A 21551-nucleotide genomic window follows, 5' to 3' on the forward strand; every position below is an offset into this window, starting at 1 on the left:
ATGGAATCAGCCATTCCGCAACATCTGCGCGTGGCGCGAGAACATCCCGCGACGCTGCCTGAGAATTACCAGCCGCCTTTTCCGGCGTGGACCGCCCGTTTTACCCCGCTGACCGGACAGGTGGTGATGGCGTATTTCGGCGTGCAGGCCAGAACGCCACTCTCACTGGCGGATCTGCATCCGGTAACCACGCGCTTTGCGCAGCCGGACGGGCCGTTGCACTGGGATACCGCCTGCTGTCAGGACGCGATGGGTTTTCATAATCTGGTTGCCATTGCTTACTGGGCTTCGCCGCAGCAGTTTGACCAGTGGCAACACAGCAGTGGTTTCCACAGCTGGTGGACCTCACCGCAGCGGGAGGAGGGATCCTGCGGCTATTTTCTTGAGGTGGTGTGCCCGACAGCCGATCGCTTTGAAACCATCTTTTCCGACCGCGCATCAAAGGAGGGCGTGGCGCACCTTGCCAGCGGGATGAGTGATGAAATGCAGGAGCACGGTTACTGGGGCAGCGCCCGCGACCGGCTTCCTGTCGCACAGCGCGCAGAATTAGCGGGCAGCACGCTGCCTCAACGCCGCCAGTCACAGGGGCGGCGGGTGACGCTGGACGGGCGGGAGAATCTTTGCCTGATCCGCTCCGGCCAGGACTGGTCAGCCACCGGGCAGGAGGAGCGCCGCAAATATCTTGCTGAAGTCGCACCGGTGCTGCGCGAAGGGATGGATTTTTTGCGCGACGAGGGGGCGACCATCGGCTGCCTGAGCTGTCGCTTTATGACGGCGCTGGACAGGGTCAGCGGCGCTGAAACAGAAAAAACCTTCGGGCTGGCGCATTTCAGCGATCTGGCGGCGCTGGAACTTTGGGCCCGCAGCCATCCCACCCATGTCGCCATTTTTGGTGGATTCATGCGCTACGTGAAGGAGCTGAACTTCAATATCACCCTGCGCTTGTGGCATGAAATTGTGGTGGTGCCAGCCAGTGCACAACATTTCAGCTACATCAATTGCCATCCACACAGCGGTCTGATGGCGCACAGCCTGGGGGAAAAACAATGAAAAAAATAAGCATCCTGGCCCTGTTAGCGGTGATGCCGACGGCCCACGCGCTGGAATTCGCGCCGGGCGATTATGAGATGTTGCCCGCAGACAAAAATCTGTTCCTGACCTATTTCCAGTATACGCACAGCGATACGCTCTGGTCGCAGGGCAGCAAAGTGGCAGGCGATAACCGGTTACGCTCCACGGCTATGCTGCTGCGCTATATCCACGCCTGGCGACCGCAGGAGAATATCAGCATTGAGCCACAGGTGATCCTGCCGTGGGCCAGCGTCAGTGCAGGCGGCGAAGCGGCGGCGTTGGGGGAGGCATCCGGCGCGGGTGATATCATTTTTGGCCTGCCGGTGAAAGTCGACCCCGTCGGCGATGGGCGCGATATTCTCTCGCTGGCCCCGTTTATTTATGCGCCAACCGGGGCTTACGATAACGACAAGCCAATAAACGTCGGCGAGAATCGCTGGCGATACCTGATGCAGGGGGTGTGGATCCACCATTTTTCGGATGCCTGGGCGGTTGAGAATGGGGCAGATGTCTCCTGGGTAAGCAGCAACAGCCGCTACGGGGCTGGTGATGCCACCCTGCAACAGCAACCGCGTTATCAGTATCAGGCCTGGCTGCGTTACAGCCTGTCGCCCGCAACCCAGTTTGGCGTCGGTGGGGGCTGGATAACCGGTGCCGAAAGCCGCATTGACGGCGTGCGCCAGCATGACCGGCTCGACACCACTTACCTGCGGGTATCGGCAGCGCATTTTATTACCCCGGGGATCCAGTTGCAGATCTCGGCGGGACGCGATCTGTCGGTTGAGCAGGGATTCCGCCAGGATACCAGTCTCAGCTTCAGGGCAGGTTTTCTGTTCTGAGCCGGTGGACGGCACGGATGCCGCTTTGCCTGGCGGTAAAGCGCCACAGCCTGAGCTTCGACTAAAAATCAGCATGGCGTTAAAAGTTGCGGCTGTTGTAGACTGATCTTTATTTAACACTCTGGTTACGATGTGAAAACCTCAACGCTTCCTTCCGGCAATCATCCTGACCTGTATGGTGAGCGCCTGCGCGCCTGCCGTCATCTGCTGTCGCCACGGCTGCTGGCGGTGGCTGAGTATATTGACCAGCACCGCACTGCCGTACTGAATATGACCGCCATTGAGATCGCCGCCGGGACACACACCTCTGACGCCACGGTGATCCGTGCTATTCAGGCGCTGGGGTTCTCCGGACTGCGCGATGTAAAAAATGTGCTGAAAGGCGGACTGATCGACACCCTGAGCTTCCCGGCCCGGCTGGCGACGACCGTCAGCGCCCTGACGCCGGATACCAATTCCAGCACCGATTTTGTCCTCAACAGTTATCTGATTAGCTGTGAAATGCTGGCGACCGAAGCCAATCGCGCTGCCATCTCCCGCGCCACCACGCTGCTCCAGTCTGCCAGCCGCATAGCGGTATTTGGTATAGGCGCTTCATCTCTGCTGGCGGACTATGCGGTGCGGCTGTTTAACCGTAATGGTACGCCTGCCTATGCACTCAACCGCACCGGGGCAGGGCTGAGCGAACAACTGGTAGCGATGCGTAAGGGCGATGCGCTGATTATGCTGGCACAGCGCAGTGCCCACCGTGAAGGCACCACCACCGTATCCGAGGCGCAGCGGCTGGGAATGCCGGTCATTCTCCTCACCGGGACGCCGGATGCGGCTTTCGTTGACTATGCTGATACGGTAATCCTGATCCCGCGTAGCGCGGAAGCGGGGAAGATACCGGTGCACGGCACGCCACTGATCTGTCTTGAGATCCTTGTTCTGGCCCTGGCTGCCGCCGCGCCGGAAGTGCCGATGTTGACCACCAACCGTCTGTATGAATTAAGTAACGCCCTGACCAAACCGCGAAAAAATGGCCGCTGAAAGGGGTTAAAACGATCTGTCTGTTGAACGGTAAATACTGAAGCTTTGCGCCGCCGGGCCGATATTTTTTCTGAAGAGTGAGACCGGCAGTATCCCAGGGGAGAAGCCAATGATCATTAAAGTTCAGACTGATGAGCTGCGCACCGGGATGTATGTGCACAAGCTGGAGGTTTTCTGGCTGAAAGATCCTCTGGTGCATAACGATATGTTGCTGACCACTGAACAGCAAATTCACACTATCGCAGCCAACGGCATTCAGGCCGTATGGATTGACCTCGACAAAGGGTGCGGTCCGGCGGTAAGCGACAGCGATCACGCCAGCATCCACACCGCACAGGGTATTCATCAGGAGATTATGCAGGCCGAAGCCCTCTGTCTGCGGGCGAAAGAGCAGGTCAGGGAGATGTTCAGTGAAGCCCGGCTGGGGCGCACCATCGATACGGTCAGCACTCTGCCGCTGGTGGACGAAATCGGTAACTCCGTCAGTCGCCACCCGGTCGCGCTGCTCAGCGTGGTGCGGCTGAAAACCCATGATGATTACACCTGGCTGCACTCGGTGGCGGTTTGTGCGCTGATGGTGGCGCTGGCGCGGCAGCTGCAACTGAGTGAGTGGCACATCCGCTGTGCCGGAACCGCCGGGCTGTTGCACGATGTCGGCAAGGCGGCGATTCCGCTGGCAATCCTTAACAAGCCCGGCAAGCTGACCGCAGAAGAATTTACCCTGATGAAGCAGCATCCGGAGGCCGGTGAGGCGCTGTTACGGCAAAGCGGTGAAAATGAAGAGGTGCTGGACGTGGCCCTGCATCATCATGAAAAAATGGACGGCAGCGGTTATCCCCACGGATTGAAGGGGCTGGCTATCTCTCAGCTGGCAAGGATGGCGGCGGTCTGTGACGTCTATGATGCGGTCACCTCAGACCGGCCCTATAAGGCAGGCTGGAACCCGGCCAGCGCCATGCGTCAGATGGCGAGCTGGCAGGGCCATTTTGACCGTAAAATCTTTCATGCCTTTGTAAAAGCGGTGGGCATCTACCCGGTGGGTTCTGTCGTACGTCTGGCCTCCGGGCGGGTGGCGGTAGTGGCGGAGCAGGGGGGAGAGTCATTGCTGCAACCGAAAGTCTGCGTTTTTTACTCCCTGAAGACCCGCCAGTATCTTGGTCGGCAGATGGTGGATCTGGCCGACAGCCAGTGCCTGGACAGGATTTCCGGTCCTGAAGATTCAGACTGCTGGGACGGGGTGGATACCAACGCGTTGTGGATGCGGCCGGTCGCCTGAAGAACGTTGAGGTGTCATGCAGCGCAGAGGATTTTTTGCCCCGTCTGAGTGGCCGGTACTGAAGCCGGACCAGCCCTGTCTTTTCTCTGCCGCTACCTTGTCTGGCAGAACCCTTACCAGGGTCTATACTTAAAAACGTATTGTCGCGTAAATGACAATGGGGTGAGGTCAGATGCACCTGTCGTGCAGACCAGCGAAGAGGGAAACAGAACATTACTGAAATCTGCCCGCACGTATGCTTTTTCATCTGCTGCTGAATAATCTCTTTTCTGATTATTCGCTGTCGCTGTCCCTGACCACTCTTTTTCTCATGCGATACGGATGTTCCGGCCAGCCAATGGTCGCTGAAGATCGTGCTACCGGACTGAACACGCCGTGGTGATGAGACTTTTTATCAGGAGGAATAGTGTGAATACTCAGAACGGTATCGGACCTGATTTATCCCGGAAGGTGCGCTACGCCTTCTTTTTTGATGTCGACGGCACGCTGGCTACCATTCAGTCACGTCCGGACGAAGTTTTTATCCCTGAGCCGGTTATTACCAGTCTGGCGGCGCTGGCCCACGTCAGTGAAGGCGCGCTGGCCCTGGTTTCAGGCCGTCCCATCAGCGAGCTGGATGCGCTGGTCGCCCCCCTGCACCTGCCGCTGGCGGGGGTGCATGGTGCCGAGCGTCGCGATGCCAGCGATCGGCTCGAACGCCACACTCTGCCGGATGAGGTGGCAGCAGCGCTTACTTCCCGGCTTTCGGAGGCAATGGCCACGATGCCGGGAACTCAGCTTGAAACTAAAGGCATGGCCTTTGCCCTACATTATCGCCGTGCAGAACAGTATCAGTCACAGGTACTGACGCTGGCGGAGTCCATGGTTGCCCGCTTTCCGCAACTGACGTTGCAACCCGGAAAATGCGTGGTGGAAATTAAACCCAAAGGGGTTAACAAAGGGGCTGCCATTGCAGCATTTATGCAGCAGGCCCCGTTCTCCGGCAGAACGCCGGTATTTATTGGTGATGATTTGACCGACGAAGCAGCATTTACCGCGGTCAATGCCATGGACGGTATTTCAGTCAAAGTCGGTGAAGGCCAGACCGAGGCAGGGTATCGCCTGCCGGATGTCGCGGCCGTTGGTCACTGGCTGGCACAAATACGATTAAAATTAGACAAAGACGATACAACGTCGGTAAGGAGTCAAGGTTATGAGTCGTTTAGTGGTCGTATCTAACCGCATCGCTGTTCCCGATGGATCAAAAGTCAGTGCAGGCGGTCTTACCGTTGGCATTATGGATGCGCTGAAAACTACCGGAGGCTTGTGGTTTGGCTGGAACGGCGAAATCAATGAAATAGGCGAAGATGACGAGGAGTTGAACCTGTTTGAGCAGGACGGCGTGACATACGCCTCGCTGGGGCTTAATCAGAACGATTACGATCTTTACTACCTGCAATTCTCCAACGGGGTCATCTGGCCCGCTTTTCACTACCGTCTCGACCTGGTTAACTATCAACGCGAAGCGTGGGAAGGGTATCAGAGCGTCAATAAAATGCTGGCGAACCGCTTGCTACCGCTGTTAAAGCCGGATGATGTGATCTGGATCCATGATTATCATCTGCTGCCGTTTGCCGCCGCGCTGCGCAAACTGGGGGTACAGAACCGCATCGGCTTCTTCCTGCACATTCCGTTCCCCACGCCGGAAATCTTTAATGCGCTGCCGCCGCACAACGAACTGTTGGAAATGATGTGTGAATACGATTTGCTGGGCTTCCAGACAGAAAGTGACCGCACCGCATTCCTCGAATGTCTGTCACTCTGTACCCAGCTGCGCGGGAAAGGAAAACAGCATCAGGCGTTTGGTCAGCACTTTGTTACCGAGGTCTATCCCATTGGCATTGAGCCGGACAGTATCAGCGAAATGGCGGAAGGGCCATTACCGCCGAAAATGGCGGCGATGAAAAAAGATCTCGGTGATGCAAAGAATATTATCGCCTGCGAGCGTCTTGATTATTCCAAAGGGCTGCCGGAGCGCTTCCTGGCCTATGAAGCCTTACTGGAGAATTATCCTGAGCATCGCGGGAAAATCCGCTATTCGCAGATTGCGCCGACATCGCGTGGCGACGTTCAGGCCTATCAGGACATCCGTCATCAGCTGGAAACAGAAGCCGGACGCATCAATGGTAAGTACGGCACGCTCGGCTGGACGCCTCTTTATTACCTGAATCAGCATTTTGACCGGCGTCTGCTGATGAAGATTTTCCGCCTGACGGATATTGGTCTGGTCACGCCGCTACGGGATGGTATGAACCTGGTGGCGAAAGAGTACATCGCTGCTCAGGATCCAAAGGACCCTGGCGTACTGGTGCTGTCCCGTTTTGCCGGTGCCGCTAACGAACTGACGTCGGCGTTGATTGTTAACCCTTACGATCGCGATGAAGTGGCTGCTGCGCTTAACCAGGCGCTGACCATGCCGTTAAACGAGCGTATCTCACGCTACAACGACATGATGGCGGTATTACGTAAAAACGATATCACCCAGTGGCAGAAATCCTACCTGAAGGATTTACAGGCGTTACCGTTGCGTAGTGAGCATTCTGCTCAGGGTAATAAGGTGGCGACGTTTCCGCGCCCCGCATAATCTGTGCCAGAAATGAACAAGAGCGATCCCGGATCGCTCTTTTTTTTTTGCTTTTAAGGCAAATTCAGGCCGTCAGATGGCCGTAAAAAGGGCCAGTGAAAATAAAAACAGGAAAAAAGTGCCATTTTTATTAAAGAAAATGCTGCACCAGCCGATACTCATGGTGCAGTCCTGGAATTCGCCAATACATTCATAATATTAATGTAATTCCCTGTTACATCTTCTTTCATCCGCTGAACACTTACCCACCACGCCTTACAAAAGACCAACACTTGCCGGAAAAAATTTGCGCTGTGTCACATTTTTTTACTTCAATACAGGCGTGATAGTCACATTTGTAAATTTAATTTTTTACCCCTTCCTGATGGATTTATCAGGATATAATCCTGATATTATTTCTTAGGGCAGTTAATTATTTATGTTTTATCATTTTACACCCTGTTTAACGGTGCTATTTGCTGAGAATGAATGAGTTCCATTTGCTGATGCGCCGAAAAGGCAGAAATTTAACAAAAATTGACGAAAATGGTTAGTTAGTAAACTAATGAACAGTCCTGCTTTAGGTTTTTTTGATCAAAACACCCCAAAAAATGTGACGCAGATCACACTTTATCTAAAATTTAGCCTGGCTCACGTTGAATCCGTAAATCAGAGCATATAAAGTTGCTTTGTTTTCGGAATAGTCTTAAGAATGACTAAGGCTCAGTAGGGTGAAGCCAGGGAAAAGCAAGAAAACGTCGGAGCAGTAACTGGCAAAATGAGTTTATGACTACTTTCTGTATGGCTACCTCTTTTGGGTTGCCCTCAGCTTTGCAAGCGTTTGGCTATGGCCACTAAATTTTTTGCCATCTTCAGATTTACCAGTCAGTAATCAGGTAGCGGCGCAATCCGTAAACGTTTAAGTCGTGACAGTGGGATGGGAAAAAATGGGTACATCAGAATTACTAAAACATATCTACGACATTAACTTGTCATATTTACTGCTTGCACAGCGTCTTATTAACCAGGAAAAAGCCTCTGCAATGTTTCGTCTGGGTATTGACGAAGCCATGGCCGATGCCCTCTCTCAGTTAACCTTGCCAGAAATGGTCAAGCTGGCTGAAACCAATCAACTGGTGTGTCAGTTTCGCTTCACTGACCACAATACAATTAATCGCCTGACCCAGGAATCTCGTGTGGATGACCTGCAACAGATTCACACCGGCATTTTATTATCCAGCCGTTTACTGCGCAGCGTCTCTGATAAGAAAGATGAACTGCCTAAAAAGAGGGCGAGTTAATGAGCGAAAAAAGTATTGTTCAGGAAGCGCGTGATATTCAGCTGGCAATGAAATTAATTTCCCTCGGCGCACGTCTTCAGATGCTGGAAAGTGAAACCCAGCTCAGTCGCGGTCGTTTAATTAAATTATATAAAGAACTGCGCGGCAGCCCACCGCCAAAAGGTATGCTGCCTTTTTCTACCGACTGGTTTATGACCTGGGAACAGAATATTCATGCCTCGATGTTCTGTAACGCCTGGCAGTATTTACTGAAAAGCGGCCTGAGCAAAGGTGTCGATGCGGTGATTAAAGCGTATCGCCTCTACCTGGAACAGTGTCCGCAACAGCAGGAAGAAGGGCCGCTGCTGGCGCTGACCCGCGCCTGGACACTGGTACGTTTCGTCGAGAGCGGAATGCTGGAACTTAATGACTGCAAATGCTGCGGCGGAAGCTTTATAAATCATGCGCATCAGCCTGTTGGCAGCTTTGTTTGCAGCCTGTGCCAGCCGCCTTCTCGTGCGGTAAAAAGACGTAAACTTATCGCAGATTCTGCCGATAACATTTCACAACTGCTGGATGAACAGGTTAAACAAGCCGTTTAATTGAGTTTGCCACGTGGAATGGATCCAGCAGCGGTTTTTAACCGCTGCTTTTTTTTTGTCCACGGCCGGTAATATCAATCTGCGGCGGTCTGAACGTCTTCCACCCACACGTCAGCAGACGTAAGGATTTATCGTGTTAATTATTTTGGGTTATATCCTGGTCCTCGGATCGGTGTTGGGCGGATTCGCAATGGTAGGCGGCGAGCTTGGCGCGCTTTATCAACCCTCTGAGCTGCTGATTATTGGCGGGGCGGCAATTGGCGCATTTGTTGTGGGGAATAACGGTAAGGCAATTAAAGCCACCATGAAATCTCTGCCGCTGTTGATGCGTGGGGCGAAATATAACAAGTCGGTCTACATGGACCTGATGGCGCTGTTATATCGTCTGATGGCGAAATCGCGTCAGCAGGGGATGTTGTCGCTGGAAGCCGATATTGATAATCCGCAGGAAAGTGAAATTTTTGCTAATTACCCGCGCATCCTTGCCGATAAAAGATTAGTGGACTTCATTACCGATTATTTACGACTGATGGTCAGCGGCAATATGAACGCCTTTGAGATCGAAGCGTTAATGGACGAAGAGATTGAAACCTACGAACACGAATGTGAAGTACCGGCCACCGCGCTGCAATCGATGGGCGATTCACTTCCCGCTTTCGGTATCGTGGCGGCGGTAATGGGGGTGGTACACACGCTGGCGGCTGCCGACCGACCTGCCGCAGAGCTGGGCGCTTCGGTGGCCCATGCGATGGTGGGAACCTTCTTAGGCATTCTGTTGGCATATGGCTTTATTTCTCCTCTTGGCGGGGTGTTGCGACAGAAATGTGCGGAAACCACCAAGATGATGCAGTGCATTAAGGTGACGTTGCTGTCCAGTCTGAATGGGTATGCGCCACAAATCGCGGTGGAATTTGGTCGTAAAACACTCTATTCAACCGACCGGCCATCCTTTACCGAGCTGGAAGAACATGTACGTAACGCCAAGACACCAGCGAAACAGACTTCGGATCAGGACGCATGAAACACAATAACCATCCCATCATTCTGGTCAGGAAAAAGAAGCATAAAGGCCATGAAGGCGGGCATGGTTCATGGAAGATTGCTTACGCTGACTTTATGACCGCGCTGATGGCGTTCTTTATGGTGATGTGGCTGATTTCCATCTCCACCCCTTCAGAGCGCGCCAGTATTGCGGAATATTTTAAAACCCCGCTGAAGGTGGCGCTGACCGGCGGAAGTCGCAACAGTGAAAGCGTCAGCGTCATCCCCGGCGGCGGCCAGGATGTGACACAGCAGAGCGGCGAAGTGCATAAAGTGGTCGATATGGATGCGGAAAAACGCAAGCTGGATGAGATCCGTCTTAACCGCCTGCGTGAAAAGCTGGATCAGCTGATTGAAGCCGATCCGCGACTGAAAGCGCTACGCCCGCATCTGATCATCAATATGGTGGAAGAAGGGTTACGTATTCAGATTATCGACAGCCAGAACCGGCCGATGTTCAAAACAGGCAGTGCGGAGGTGGAACCCTATATGCGTGACATTCTGCGGGCGATTGCGCCAATCCTGAATGATATTCCGAACAAAATCAGTCTGGCCGGACACACCGATGATTTCCAGTATGCCACCGGTGACCGGGGATACAGCAACTGGGAACTGTCAACCGATCGCGCTAATGCTTCACGTCGCGAACTGGTGATGGGCGGGCTGGATGCCGGCAAGATGCTGCGGGTGCTTGGCATGGCTGACACCATGAAATTAAAAAATCGCGGCGCCAATGATGCCGTTAATCGCCGCATCAGTTTACTGGTGTTGAACCATGACACCGAAATGCAGATTGAAAAAGAAAACTCGGAAAGTGACGCGGTTCAATTCAGCGGTGGCGACACAACCGGTCTTAAAGAAATAGTGGCACCGTCAATACCGTCGGATGCCAACAATAACCCAGCCCCTCAACCACCAAAGGCTGAGCCGGCAGCAAGCCAGACTGCACCGAGAGCATTTTCCTCGGGACGGCCTGATGCTGCGGCGCAGACCGGTCGCGACTCACAGCAGAGGTGATACCGTGAGCATGGATATCAGCGATTTTTATCAGACGTTTTTCGATGAGGCCGACGAGTTACTGGCCGACATGGAACAACACCTGCTGGGCCTCGACCCGCAGGAACCGGATGCGGAACAGATGAATGCTATCTTCCGCGCAGCCCACTCAATTAAAGGCGGCGCGGGGACCTTTGGTTTCACTGTATTGCAGGAAACCACGCATATTCTGGAAAACATTCTTGACGGTGCCCGGCGCGGTGAAATGCAGCTGAGCACCGATATCATCAACCTGTTTTTGGAAACGAAAGATATTATGCAAGAACAGCTGGATGCCTATAAAACCGCCTCGGAACCCGATGCCGCGACGTTTGAGTACATCTGTCAGGCGCTGCGTCAGCTGGCTCTGGAAGCCAAAGGCGAAACCATCGCGCCGGCGAAAAAGCTGGCAGCAGAGCCGCCTGTGGCGGCAGAAGCCACCTCTCCTGCGGGCCTGCGTCTGGCGCTGCTTGACCTGAAACCCGCTGAAATCCCGCTGATGCTGGAAGAGCTGGGCAATCTGGGCAGCGTATCCGATGTGCTGAAAGGGGAAACCTCTGTTGAGGTGACGCTGGACTCGTCCGTCAGCCCCGATGATATCGTGGCCGTGCTCTGCTTCGTGATTGACGAATCCCAGATTAAGTTCCTCAACGCCGGAGCCGAACCTGCTGCCCCTGCCGTTGAAGCGGCCGCACCAGCAGAACCGGTTGCTGAGGAAGAAGCGGCACCGGTAGCAAAACTTGCCAGCGTCAGCGAAATCACTCCGGCGGTGAAGCGCGAAGCGGCGAAAAAACCTGCCGCGCCGAAGGCCAGCGAATCCACCAGCATCCGTGTGGCGGTGGAGAAAGTAGACCAGCTGATTAACCTGGTGGGCGAGCTGGTGATCACCCAGTCGATGCTGGCACAGCGTTCTGGAGAGCTGGACCCGGTTGCGCATGGTGACCTGCTGAACAGCATGGGGCAGCTGGAGCGTAACGCGCGTGAAATGCAAGAGTCGGTGATGTCAATTCGTATGATGCCGATGGAGTATGTCTTCAGCCGCTTCCCGCGTCTGGTACGTGACCTTGCCAGCAAGCTAGGGAAAGAGGTGGAGCTGACTCTGCTGGGTAGCTCTACTGAGCTGGATAAAAGTCTGATTGAACGCATTATCGATCCGCTGACGCACCTGGTGCGCAACAGCCTCGACCACGGTATTGAGTCACCGGAAAAACGTCTGGCTGCCGGTAAAGCGGCGGTGGGTAATCTGACGCTCTCTGCGGAACACCAGGGCGGCAACATCTGTATCGAAGTGGTGGATGACGGTGCCGGTCTGAACCGGGAACGTATTCTTGCCAAGGCGCTCTCTTCCGGCCTGCCGGTCAGTGAGTCGATGAGCGATGAAGAAGTCGGCATGTTGATCTTTGCGCCGGGCTTCTCGACGGCGGAGCTGGTGACGGACGTTTCCGGACGTGGCGTTGGCATGGACGTGGTGAAACGTAACATTCAGGAGATGGGTGGGCATGTCGAAATTGCTTCGAAACAGGGCAAGGGCACCACTATCCGTATCCTGCTGCCGCTGACGCTGGCGATCCTCGACGGCATGTCAGTGCGCGTGGCGGATGAAGTCTTTATTCTGCCGCTGAATGCGGTAATGGAATCCCTGCAACCGCAGGCAAATGACCTGCATCCGCTGGCCGGGGGCGAGCGCGTGCTGGAAGTGCGCGGTGAGTATCTGCCGCTGGTCGAACTGTGGAACGTCTTTGACGTGCAGGGCGCGAAAACTGAAGCGACGCAGGGCATCGTGGTGATCCTGCAAAGCGCAGGAAAACGCTATGCACTGCTGGTTGATCAACTGATTGGTCAGCACCAGGTGGTGGTAAAAAATCTGGAAAGCAACTATCGCAAAGTTCCGGGCATATCGGCAGCCACCATCCTCGGTGATGGCAGCGTGGCGCTGATCGTCGATGTATCGGCTTTGCAATCTCTCAACCGTGAAAAGCGTGTGGCGGGAGCCGCAGCCTGACTATAACCGATTAAGGGTATAACTATGACTGGAATGGCAACTGTCACTAAACTTGCTGGCGAAACGGTAGGCCAGGAATTTTTGGTGTTCACACTGGGTAAAGAAGAATACGGTATTGATATCCTCAAAGTGCAGGAGATCCGCGGCTATGACCAGGTGACGCGCATCGCCAACACGCCACCGTTTATTAAAGGCGTGACTAACCTGCGCGGTGTGATTGTGCCGATTATCGACCTGCGCATTAAGTTCGAACAACCCGGTGTGCAGTACAACGACAACACCGTGGTGATCGTGCTCAATCTGCAACAGCGCGTGGTGGGGATCGTGGTGGATGGCGTCTCTGACGTGCTGTCACTGACTCAGGATCAGATCCGACCTTCCCCGGAATTCGCGGTCACTATGTCTACTGAGTATCTGACCGGGCTGGGCGCGCTGGGCGAGCGGATGCTGATTCTGGTGGATATTGAGAAGCTGTTAAACAGCGAAGAGATGGCGTTGATGGATACGCTGCGCAGCGCCTGATCCTGACGGGCTGTGTCGCCGGGGCCTGAGTAGTCGGGCAGGCCCCTCAGCTGACCAGTAATCCAGGCCCGTTATTAAACGCGTTGCTCACCCCTTTTTCCCGCGATGAAATACTGCCACAACGATTAAGCCGGTATTTCAGTCTGACAAACCTGATTACAGCCACATAAAGAATTTTATAACCACGCCGATACAGGCGTTACAGCGTCACTTTTTTACTGAGGTTTGCCATGTTCAAACGTATCAAAGTCGTCACCAGCCTGTTGCTGGTGCTGCTGGTTTTAGGCTCGCTGCAACTGCTGGCCGGAGGGTTGTTCATTAATGCGCTGACCAGCGACAAAAATAACTTCTCCGTTGCGCAGAACGCCAGTGAGAACGTATCGTCCTTCACCGATGCCTGGGTGCTGTTAAACCAGACCCGTATTGCGGTAAACCGGGGGATGCTGCGCCTGCAAACCGATGCGCAAAACGGCGGTGCCGCGCCGGTCACCAGTAACACCACCTCGCTCGCCACCATCAGCGCGCAGGGTAAAGAACTGCTGGCCAGTGCTGACAAAACCTTTGCTTTTTATCAGGCTATCCCCGATACCAAAGGCGTCGATGCGACCATAACCAAAACCATGGAAGACGATTACGTCGCCTATTCGCAGGCGCTGGCGCAGATGCTGCAACTGATGGACAGCAGGCAGCTGGACCAGATGTTTAAGCTCAACGTGGAGCAGAACCAGAATAAACTGAAGGCTTCGTATACCGCCTGGCGCAGTGCGCAGAACGTGGTCACCTTGCAGGGTGTGGCGGATAACGACAAGGCGTACCGCACCATGCTGTGGGTTATCAGTAGCGTACTGGTGCTGGTGGTGGTCACCATCGTGCTGTGCTGGATTGGCCTGAACCGTATCCTGATCAAACCGCTGCAAACCAGTATTACGCATATCAGCCATATCGCTGGCGGTGACCTGACCCATCCGATTGAGGTGGAAGGGCGCAATGAGATGAGCCAGCTGGCCGGCAGTCTGCGAGATATGCAGCAGTCGCTGGTGCGTACGGTGAGTGACGTGCGCGACGGATCGGATGCGATCTATACCGGAGCCAGTGAAATCTCCGCCGGAAACAACGATCTCTCCGCGCGAACTGAACAGCAGGCGGCGTCGCTGGAACAGACCGCCGCCAGTATGGAGCAGCTGACCGCCACGGTGAAACAGAACGCCGAAAATGCCCGTCAGGCTTCGCAGCTGGCGCGCAGCGCTTCCGATACGGCGCTGAAGGGCGGCAAGGTGGTGGATGGCGTGGTGAAAACCATGAGCGACATTGCCGGTAGCTCGAAGAAAATTGCCGATATTACCAGCGTGATTGACGGTATTGCCTTCCAGACCAACATTCTGGCGCTGAACGCGGCGGTGGAAGCGGCGAGGGCCGGGGAGCAGGGGCGCGGCTTTGCGGTGGTAGCCGGTGAGGTGCGCAATCTGGCACAGCGCAGCGCCCAGGCGGCGAAAGAGATTAAAGGACTGATCGAGGACTCCGTGGCGCGGGTGGACAGCGGTTCTGCGCTGGTCGGCACGGCGGGTGAAACCATGACGGAAATCGTCAATGCGGTGACCCGCGTTACCGACATCATGGGTGAGATCTCATCGGCTTCAGACGAGCAGAGTAAGGGGATCGACCAGGTGGGCACGGCGGTGACCGAAATGGATCGCGTCACCCAGCAGAACGCCTCGCTGGTGCAGGAATCTGCCGCCGCCGCCGCCGCGCTGGAAGTTCAGGCCAGCCGTCTGACCCAGGCCGTTGCCGTCTTCCGGGTGAATAAGGCGGTTAACATCACGGCCCCTGTCGCGGCGCTGCCAAAACCGCTGCAACCTGCGCTACGTAAACCGGCTGTCACCCCGGTGGCCGGTGAGGGCAACTGGGAAACGTTCTAATATCGTACCTCTGCAACCGGCTGCATCAGCCAGCCGGTTGCGCTATACCCACCATACAGACCTTTTCTGATGCAACAGTCCACTTTGTTCCGGGAGCGGACATATGCACCGGGGCATCATAACTACCATCTGCTGCTGTAAGCGTTAAACACGGGCAATCGGGAAACCGGTGAAAAGCTGATGCTGAAAGCGACCGATGACGGCGCGGAAATGCTGACCAGTCACTCTTTCCACCAAGCCTAGCGGCTCACCGTTCTGGAAAACTGCCACAGAAACCAGGGTGCGCCAATAAAGGCGGTCAACAGTCCGGCGGAAACCGGCCAGGGCCAGGCAATATTGCGCCCCAGCCAGTCGGCCAGCACCATCAGCGTTCCCCCGATCGGTGCGGCGGCGCAGAGCTGATGCCGCAATGCCCGCACGCCCAGCGACCTGGCACACTGCGGGGCCAGCAGGCCGATAAAACTCAGCGGCCCCACCAGCAGCGTGCCGGCGGCGGTAAGTAGCGATATCAACAGCAGCACCAGCAGATTGGTGCGCGATAAATGGATTCCCAGCGACTGCGCGGTGAGCTGGCCGAGGCCGAGCAGCTGTAGCCAGCGTTGCATCAGCAGCGCCAGCGGGCACAGCACGACGGCGGCAATCAGGGCTTCAATCGCCATTTCGGCATTAATCCCGGCGGTAGAGCCGGTGCTCCAGTTCAGCAGCATCAGCGCACGCGGATCGCCGCTGAGCATCAGCAGCATATTCAGCGCCCCGGCCAGGCTGGTCAGGCTCAGGCCGATCAGCACCACCTTCTGCGGGTTAAACCGGCTGCGTGCGCCAAACACTAACAGCAGCAGCATGGCGATGATGCTGCCCGCTATCGCCGACGGCAGCATCGCGGCCATTGGCAGCGGCGTGAACAGAACGGTCAACAGCACCGCCAGCACGGCACCGCTGCTGATGCCGGTCAGCTCCGGGCTGGCCATGACGTTGCCGGTCAGCCGCTGGATCAGTACGCCCGCGCAGGCCAGCATTACTCCGGCACAGAGCGCGCCGGTCATTCTCGGCCAGCGCCAGGCCAGCAGGTGTGAGGTCAGCGCACCCGGCGGTTCGCGGTTCAGCCATAGCGAAGCAGGCAGCGCCAGCGCTAAAAGCAGCAACAAAATGCCCAGCTGTCGGGTATTAAACCGCGTAACCGCCGGGGCGGCAGGCTGAACTACCGGTGACCCCGTCACCCGCTGGCGTAACAGCAGCACCAGCAGCAGCGGTGCACTGAGCAGCGCGGTGACCGCTCCCGTCGGAATATCCCCGGCGGCGGGGGAAAAGCGCAGCGCCAGCTGATCGACCAGCGTCAGCATCACTGCGCCGGTCAGCACCGTGGCGATCAACTGATGCAGAAAACGGCGGATGCCGCTGGCTCTGACGATAGCGGGGGCGGCCAGGCCGATAAAGCTGATTATGCCCACCTCGCTGGTGATAATGGCGCTGAGCACTACCGCCACGCTCAGCGTCGCAATGCGCACCTTCAGCACCGAAATCCCCAGCGCGCTGGCCTGCTGCTCTGACAGGCTGAGCACGGCCAGCGGCCTGACCAACAGCAGGCTGAAAATCAGGGCAGAGCACAGCGCGAGCGCCAGCACGATACTGCTGCGCCAGCCGCTTTGCGGTAACGCGCCGGCCTGCCAGCTGAAAAGATCGCTGAGGTAATCGTGATTGAACAGCACCAGCAGGGTATTCAGCGCGTTGCCGTACAGGCTGAGCACCATTCCGACCAGGATCACGCTGAGCGGCGCAAAACGGTGGCCCGCAGTGAGTTTCATCAACAGCAGGACGGCGATAGCCGAACCGGACAGCGCCAGAACAGGCAGGCCGAGGGCCAGCAGGCCGGGCGCGAAGACCAGGGCAGCGGACATCGCCAGATTAGCCCCGGCGGCCACGCCGAGCGTACCCGGTTCGGCCAGCGGATTTTGCAGCACCTGCTGAAACAACAGGCCGGCCAGCGCCAGGCCCGCGCCGCACAGCAGGCTGACCAAAACGCGTGGCAGAAAGCTCTGGTCCAGCAGCAGGGTGGCAAGCGATGACGGATAGCGTGCCATCAGCGCGAAATAATTGAACGCCACGCAGGCCAGGGCGGCGGCAAAGCAGAAAAGCAGGATACCGGCTGCGGTAGCAGATCTCATTTTTCCGCCTCCAGCGCCCGGGTAATGTCCCCGGCCAGCGCCAGTCCGGTAGCGAGGCCACCAAAGGGGAAAAAATGCGCCAGATGCGTGACGCGGTCACTTTTAAACAGCGGCAGCTGCTGCCATAGCCCGTCGGGCTGCCTTGCCCGCATCAGCCGGGTGATCGCGGTGGGTAATTCGGTAAAGAACAGCCGGTCGCAGGGCAGATCCGCCAGTTCCTCAATACGCACGCGGGCAATATGGGCGGCATTTACCGCCTTTTGCCAGGCGTTGCGTAGCCCAAGCTGGCGGAGCACCGCATCCGCCAGACTGCCGCGACCATAGATCGTGGCGTATTTGCCGTCCTGATCCAGTACCATTACCAGCACCCGTGCCTGCTGATGTGCCTTAATCCGCTGGCGGAGATCGTTCATCTCCAGCTGCACCTGCTGCAACCAGCGCGTGGCGGCAGCCTCTGCGCCAAGCCGATGCCCGGTTCGCTGCGTCCAGTCGTGCAGCGCCTGCCACGGATTGCCCGAGGTATACCAGCCCGATACCGTTTCCAGCGGAGCAAGGGTCGCCATTTTTGCCATCACCGGCGCGGCGAGCTCATCGCTGATAATCAGCGACGGCCGCAGAGCATCGAGCAGTTCCATATTGGGTTCCCAAAACGGCCCGATGTCCTGCACGCGGTCAGGCAACACCGGCTGCGGGATGCGGCGTCGAAAATAGCCGCTATCGGAAATCGCCAGCGGCGTGATGCCGATGCTGAGCAGCGTTTCCGCCGCCGCCCAGTTAATTGCCACGATACGCTGCGGGTCCACCGTCGGCAGACCTGCATGCGCCGCCAGCGGCAGCATCAACAGCATTTTCAGACAGCGACGGCGGCTGAACCCGGCCATCAGAAGTTCAGTTTCAGCGAGCCGATAAAGGTGCGCTCCTGTCCCGGGTAGCAGCTGGTATCACCGTCGCAGGTGCCCACGTAGTGGCGGTCAAACAGGTTCTGCACGTTGAAGCCGACCTGAATATTTTTATTCACCTGGTATTTCACGCCGGCATCCATCAGGGTGACGTTCTTCACCTGGATGGTATTGGCGTTATCGCCGTACATGCTGCCGATGTAGCGCACGCCGGAACTCAGCATCAGCCCGTCAAGCAGCCCCTGGTGGAAACCATAGTTGACCCACACGGAGGCCATGTTTTTCGGCACGTTCGCCTGCTGATTGCCTTCGTCACCGTTGTTGCTTTTGGTGATTTGCGCATCGGTCAGGCTGTAAGACGCCAGCGCATCAAGGTTATCCGTCAGCTTCGCCTGGGCTTCCCACTCGATACCGCGGGAACGCACTTCTCCGGAGGCCACCTGATAGCCGGTTGCGCTGCCGTTGACGATCTCATTGGTCAGCACGTTGGATTTGGTGATTTCAAAGGCGGCCAGGGTCATCAGCAGGTTACTGTCAGGCTGGTATTTCACCCCCATTTCATACTGGTGCGCCTTGCTGGGATCGAAGGTGCGGTTCTGGCTGTCGGTACCACTGTTCGGCACAAACGACTCGGCGTAGCTGATGTAAGGAGCCAGGCCGTTGCCGACCAGCCAGGTCAGTCCCGCGCGGCCGGTCCAGGCATCTTTATCTATCCAGGAAGTGTTGCCGGTGAGATTGTTCTGCGTGCGCATGCTGATGTCGTCATGACGACCGCCCAGCGTCAACAGCCAGTGTTCCGTCAGGTGGATCTGATCCTGCAGATAGACGCCCAGCTGTTGGGTCGTTTGATCGTTGTTATTCACCGCGTTGGTCGGGTCGGAAATATCCAGGCCGTAGAGCGGATTGCTCAGGCTCAGGGCCGGGGCGACCGCGCTGAAGCGTTTGGCGTTTGCGTCCAGCCAGCTGTAGTCCACCCCGGCCAGCAGCGTGTGCGCCACCGTTGCCGTGTTGAAATCCATCTGCAACTGGTTATCGACATTGAAGGCCTTCATGTGCTCATCGAACCGGATGGCGTTGCGCGAGACGCTGTCCGTGGTGAAGTCCGGATCGCCCGGCAGCAGGTTGTTCAAAATCGTGTCGGTCTGGCCGTAGCGCAGGTTCTGGCTGAACTTAACGCTTTCCGCCAGCTGCTGGCTGAATTCGTAGCCGACGCTGTACTGCTCCTGGCGGAAGCGGTTGTAACTGTAGTCGCCCAGCAGCGTATCGGTGACTTTGCCGCCTGGCGTGGTGAGAACAGCGATGGTGCCGCCGGAGGTGTCGCGCAGATAATCGGCGCGCAGCGTCAGGCTGGTGTCCGCCGACGGGATCCAGGTCACCGTTGGCGCAAGGTAAACGCGATTGTCTTCCACGTCCGGCCCGTCACGATACTGGAACTGGGTATCGCTGTCGCGCGCCAGGCCGACCATGCGGTACAGCCACTCGCCGTCTTCGTCCAGCTTGTCGCTGATATCAAACTGCACCTGACGGCGATTGAAATTGCCGAGCTGTACTTCCACTTCATGCACGCCGCGCGCGTCCGGTAATTTACTGATGCGGTTGATAATCCCACCCGCATCGCCCAGGCCGAACAGGGTTGAAGAAGGGCCACGAACAATATCCACACGCTCCAGCGCATAAGGCTCGGTGCGGAAATAGCTGTAACTATTGTTCAACTGGCGCAGGCCGTCGCGATAGTCATTGGTGGTCAGCGCGTTGAAGCCGCGAATGTAGATCCAGTCGTAGCCCTTGGGATCGATGCCGTAGGTTTCGGTTTTCACGCCTGGCACATAGCGCAGTGCCTCAGTAACCGTCTGCACGTTCTGACGATCCAGCTGCTGGCGGGTGATCACTGACACCGATTGCGGGACGTCGATCAGCGGGGTATCGGTTTTGGTGGCGCTGAGGGTCTGCTGTGGCACAGCTTCGGCGTTACTGGCGTTGGCGCTCACGGTGAGCGTGCCGTCAGCCGGGGGAGAAGGGGTAACGGAGACGGTGCCGCCTGTCAGCTTCCACTCCAGTCCGCTGCCTGCCATCACGCTATTCAGTGCGCTCTCCAGTGACAGGGAGCCGCTCACCGCCGGGGCCATTTTGCCGTCCAGCGATGAGGGTGCGGCAATCAGTTGAACGCCAGCCTGTCGGGCCAGCTGATTCAGCGACGTTGACAGCGGCTGGGCTGGCAGCGACACCGACAGGGTGGACGCCGCGTCAGCGCCGGATACCGGCAGCGCTGTGGCGATGACCACCGCGAGGAGCTGTGTACGAAACGCACGTAAAGCAGAAAAGGCAGCCATTCATAATCCCCAGAATTAAAGTAAATAATAATCATTCTCTTATGAAGACGCAGCGCGAGGCTAAATCCTGACGTCGTTTTTAATTATTTTTTCTTTCAGCGACGGATGAGATGATAATTAACTGATTTTTCATGGTTTTTATTTTTACTGGCAGCACCAGCGGCAGCGATTTCACAAAGCTTCCGGCACGGTCGGTATCGAAACTTCCGCTCACCCTCAGCGCGGCAACGGTCGGTGAATCGGCCTGGACTGATACATCGCCATAGCGGGCAAATTCCGCCAGCGCCATATCCAGCCGCGTGTTGTTCAGTACGATGCGGTCATTGCGCCAGGCGGCAATACTCTCTGCGGGCAGCGTGGTGCGCGCGATCAGCCGCCCTTCGGCGTCGCCGGTTGCACGTTCGGAAGCGTACAGCACGGCCAGGTGCGCGCTGGCCTGCGGCAAATGAAGATGCTGCATGGCCCGCCACCAGCCATTCTGCCAGCGGCCGCGTGGGCCAATACGCACCGCGCCGCTGCTGACCGCGATCTCGGTGCCGTCGCCGCTCATGGTGTGCGGCAGATAGCGCACGCTGAACCCGGTGCCCACTACGGTCACCCGCGACGGGCCGCTCAACACCTCAAAGGGCCGTTGCGGATTATGTGCAACCTGGAAGAAGGCCTGCCCCTGCGCCATCTGCACTTCCCGGCGGCTGGCGTAATAGCGCACGGTCAGCTGTGTCCCGGCATCCAGCGAAATTTTGCTGCCGTCGGGCAGATCGACGCTGCGCATCTCGCCGCGAGCGGTCTGCCAACTGGCGCTGTAAACCGGCGCGCTGAACTCAGCGCGTAGCGGCAACCACAGCACCGCCGCCAGTATCAGCAGCGCGCAGCCGTACACCAGCGGCCGCCAGACGCGGCGGCGAACCGGGCCAGGGCGCAGATGACTCACCGCATCGGCGG

The 21551-nt window shown here is 56.9% G+C and carries 17 protein-coding genes; 13 read left to right on the forward strand and 4 right to left on the reverse strand.

The genetic code is table 11. From position 1 onward, the window contains the following. From BG55_RS06535 to BG55_RS06595, 13 genes are all read left to right on the forward strand, one after another. Positions 1–1050 (forward strand): phenylacetaldoxime dehydratase family protein, encoded by a 1050-nt coding sequence (locus BG55_RS06535; RefSeq protein WP_034935721.1) that lies wholly within the window; start codon positions 1–3, stop codon positions 1048–1050. Then, on the forward strand, positions 1047–1910 hold the full coding sequence (locus BG55_RS06540) for a transporter (RefSeq protein WP_034935723.1): 864 nt from the start codon (positions 1047–1049) through the stop codon (positions 1908–1910). The genes BG55_RS06535 and BG55_RS06540 overlap by 4 nt, the downstream gene beginning before the upstream one ends. Positions 1911–2042: 132 nt before the next feature. Beyond that, positions 2043–2942: a MurR/RpiR family transcriptional regulator gene (locus BG55_RS06545; RefSeq protein ID WP_052018722.1), complete on the forward strand. Its 900-nt coding sequence runs from the start codon at positions 2043–2045 to the stop codon at positions 2940–2942. Positions 2943–3051: 109 nt separating this feature from the next. After that, complete coding sequence (locus tag BG55_RS06550) at positions 3052–4218, forward strand: cyclic di-GMP phosphodiesterase (RefSeq protein WP_034935724.1); 1167 nt, start codon at positions 3052–3054, stop codon at positions 4216–4218. Positions 4219–4599: 381 nt separating this feature from the next. Continuing rightward, positions 4600–5436, forward strand: coding sequence for a trehalose-phosphatase (gene otsB / locus BG55_RS06555; RefSeq protein ID WP_152542669.1), 837 nt, complete (start codon positions 4600–4602; stop codon positions 5434–5436). After that, complete coding sequence (otsA, locus tag BG55_RS06560; protein WP_034935727.1) at positions 5411–6841, forward strand: alpha,alpha-trehalose-phosphate synthase; 1431 nt, start codon at positions 5411–5413, stop codon at positions 6839–6841. Before otsB ends, otsA begins: the two co-directional genes overlap by 26 nt. Before the next feature lie 926 nt (positions 6842–7767). After that, complete coding sequence (gene flhD, locus BG55_RS06565) at positions 7768–8121, forward strand: flagellar transcriptional regulator FlhD (RefSeq protein WP_034935729.1); 354 nt, start codon at positions 7768–7770, stop codon at positions 8119–8121. Continuing rightward, positions 8121–8702, forward strand: a complete 582-nt coding sequence (gene flhC, locus BG55_RS06570; RefSeq protein WP_034935731.1) for a flagellar transcriptional regulator FlhC — start codon at positions 8121–8123, stop codon at positions 8700–8702. The genes flhD and flhC overlap by 1 nt, the downstream gene beginning before the upstream one ends. Before the next feature lie 133 nt (positions 8703–8835). Next, positions 8836–9723, forward strand: a complete 888-nt coding sequence (motA, locus tag BG55_RS06575) for a flagellar motor stator protein MotA (protein ID WP_034935732.1) — start codon at positions 8836–8838, stop codon at positions 9721–9723. Further along, positions 9720–10760, forward strand: coding sequence for a flagellar motor protein MotB (motB, locus tag BG55_RS06580; RefSeq protein WP_034935734.1), 1041 nt, complete (start codon positions 9720–9722; stop codon positions 10758–10760). The genes motA and motB overlap by 4 nt, the downstream gene beginning before the upstream one ends. 10 nt (positions 10761–10770) lie before the next feature. Continuing rightward, positions 10771–12780, forward strand: a complete 2010-nt coding sequence (cheA, locus tag BG55_RS06585; RefSeq protein ID WP_200871599.1) for a chemotaxis protein CheA — start codon at positions 10771–10773, stop codon at positions 12778–12780. 24 nt (positions 12781–12804) lie between these two features. Beyond that, entirely contained in the window at positions 12805–13302 is a 498-nt protein-coding gene (cheW, locus tag BG55_RS06590; protein WP_034935738.1) for a chemotaxis protein CheW, read from the forward strand. 230 nt (positions 13303–13532) lie between these two features. Next, positions 13533–15218: a methyl-accepting chemotaxis protein gene (locus BG55_RS06595; RefSeq protein ID WP_034935739.1), complete on the forward strand. Its 1686-nt coding sequence runs from the start codon at positions 13533–13535 to the stop codon at positions 15216–15218. Positions 15219–15457: 239 nt separating this feature from the next. Here the strand turns inward: BG55_RS06595 and fhuB are convergent, their stop codons facing one another. The 4 genes from fhuB to BG55_RS06615 all read right to left on the reverse strand — a co-directional run. Next, entirely contained in the window at positions 15458–17380 is a 1923-nt protein-coding gene (gene fhuB, locus BG55_RS06600; protein ID WP_052018724.1) for a Fe(3+)-hydroxamate ABC transporter permease FhuB, read from the reverse strand. Further along, positions 17377–18261 carry an ABC transporter substrate-binding protein gene (locus BG55_RS06605; RefSeq protein WP_034935742.1) on the reverse strand — a complete coding sequence of 295 codons (885 nt, stop codon included), beginning with the start codon at positions 18259–18261 and terminating at the stop codon, positions 17377–17379. The genes fhuB and BG55_RS06605 overlap by 4 nt, the downstream gene beginning before the upstream one ends. Next, positions 18261–20609 (reverse strand): TonB-dependent siderophore receptor, encoded by a 2349-nt coding sequence (locus BG55_RS06610; protein WP_034935744.1) that lies wholly within the window; start codon positions 20607–20609, stop codon positions 18261–18263. Before BG55_RS06610 ends, BG55_RS06605 begins: the two co-directional genes overlap by 1 nt. A 79-nt stretch (positions 20610–20688) precedes the next feature. Continuing rightward, positions 20689–21551: FecR family protein (locus BG55_RS06615; RefSeq protein ID WP_052018725.1), on the reverse strand; the 863-nt coding region annotated here is incomplete at its 5' end.

The organism is Erwinia mallotivora (assembly GCF_000590885.1).
Lineage (GTDB): Bacteria > Pseudomonadota > Gammaproteobacteria > Enterobacterales > Enterobacteriaceae > Erwinia > Erwinia mallotivora.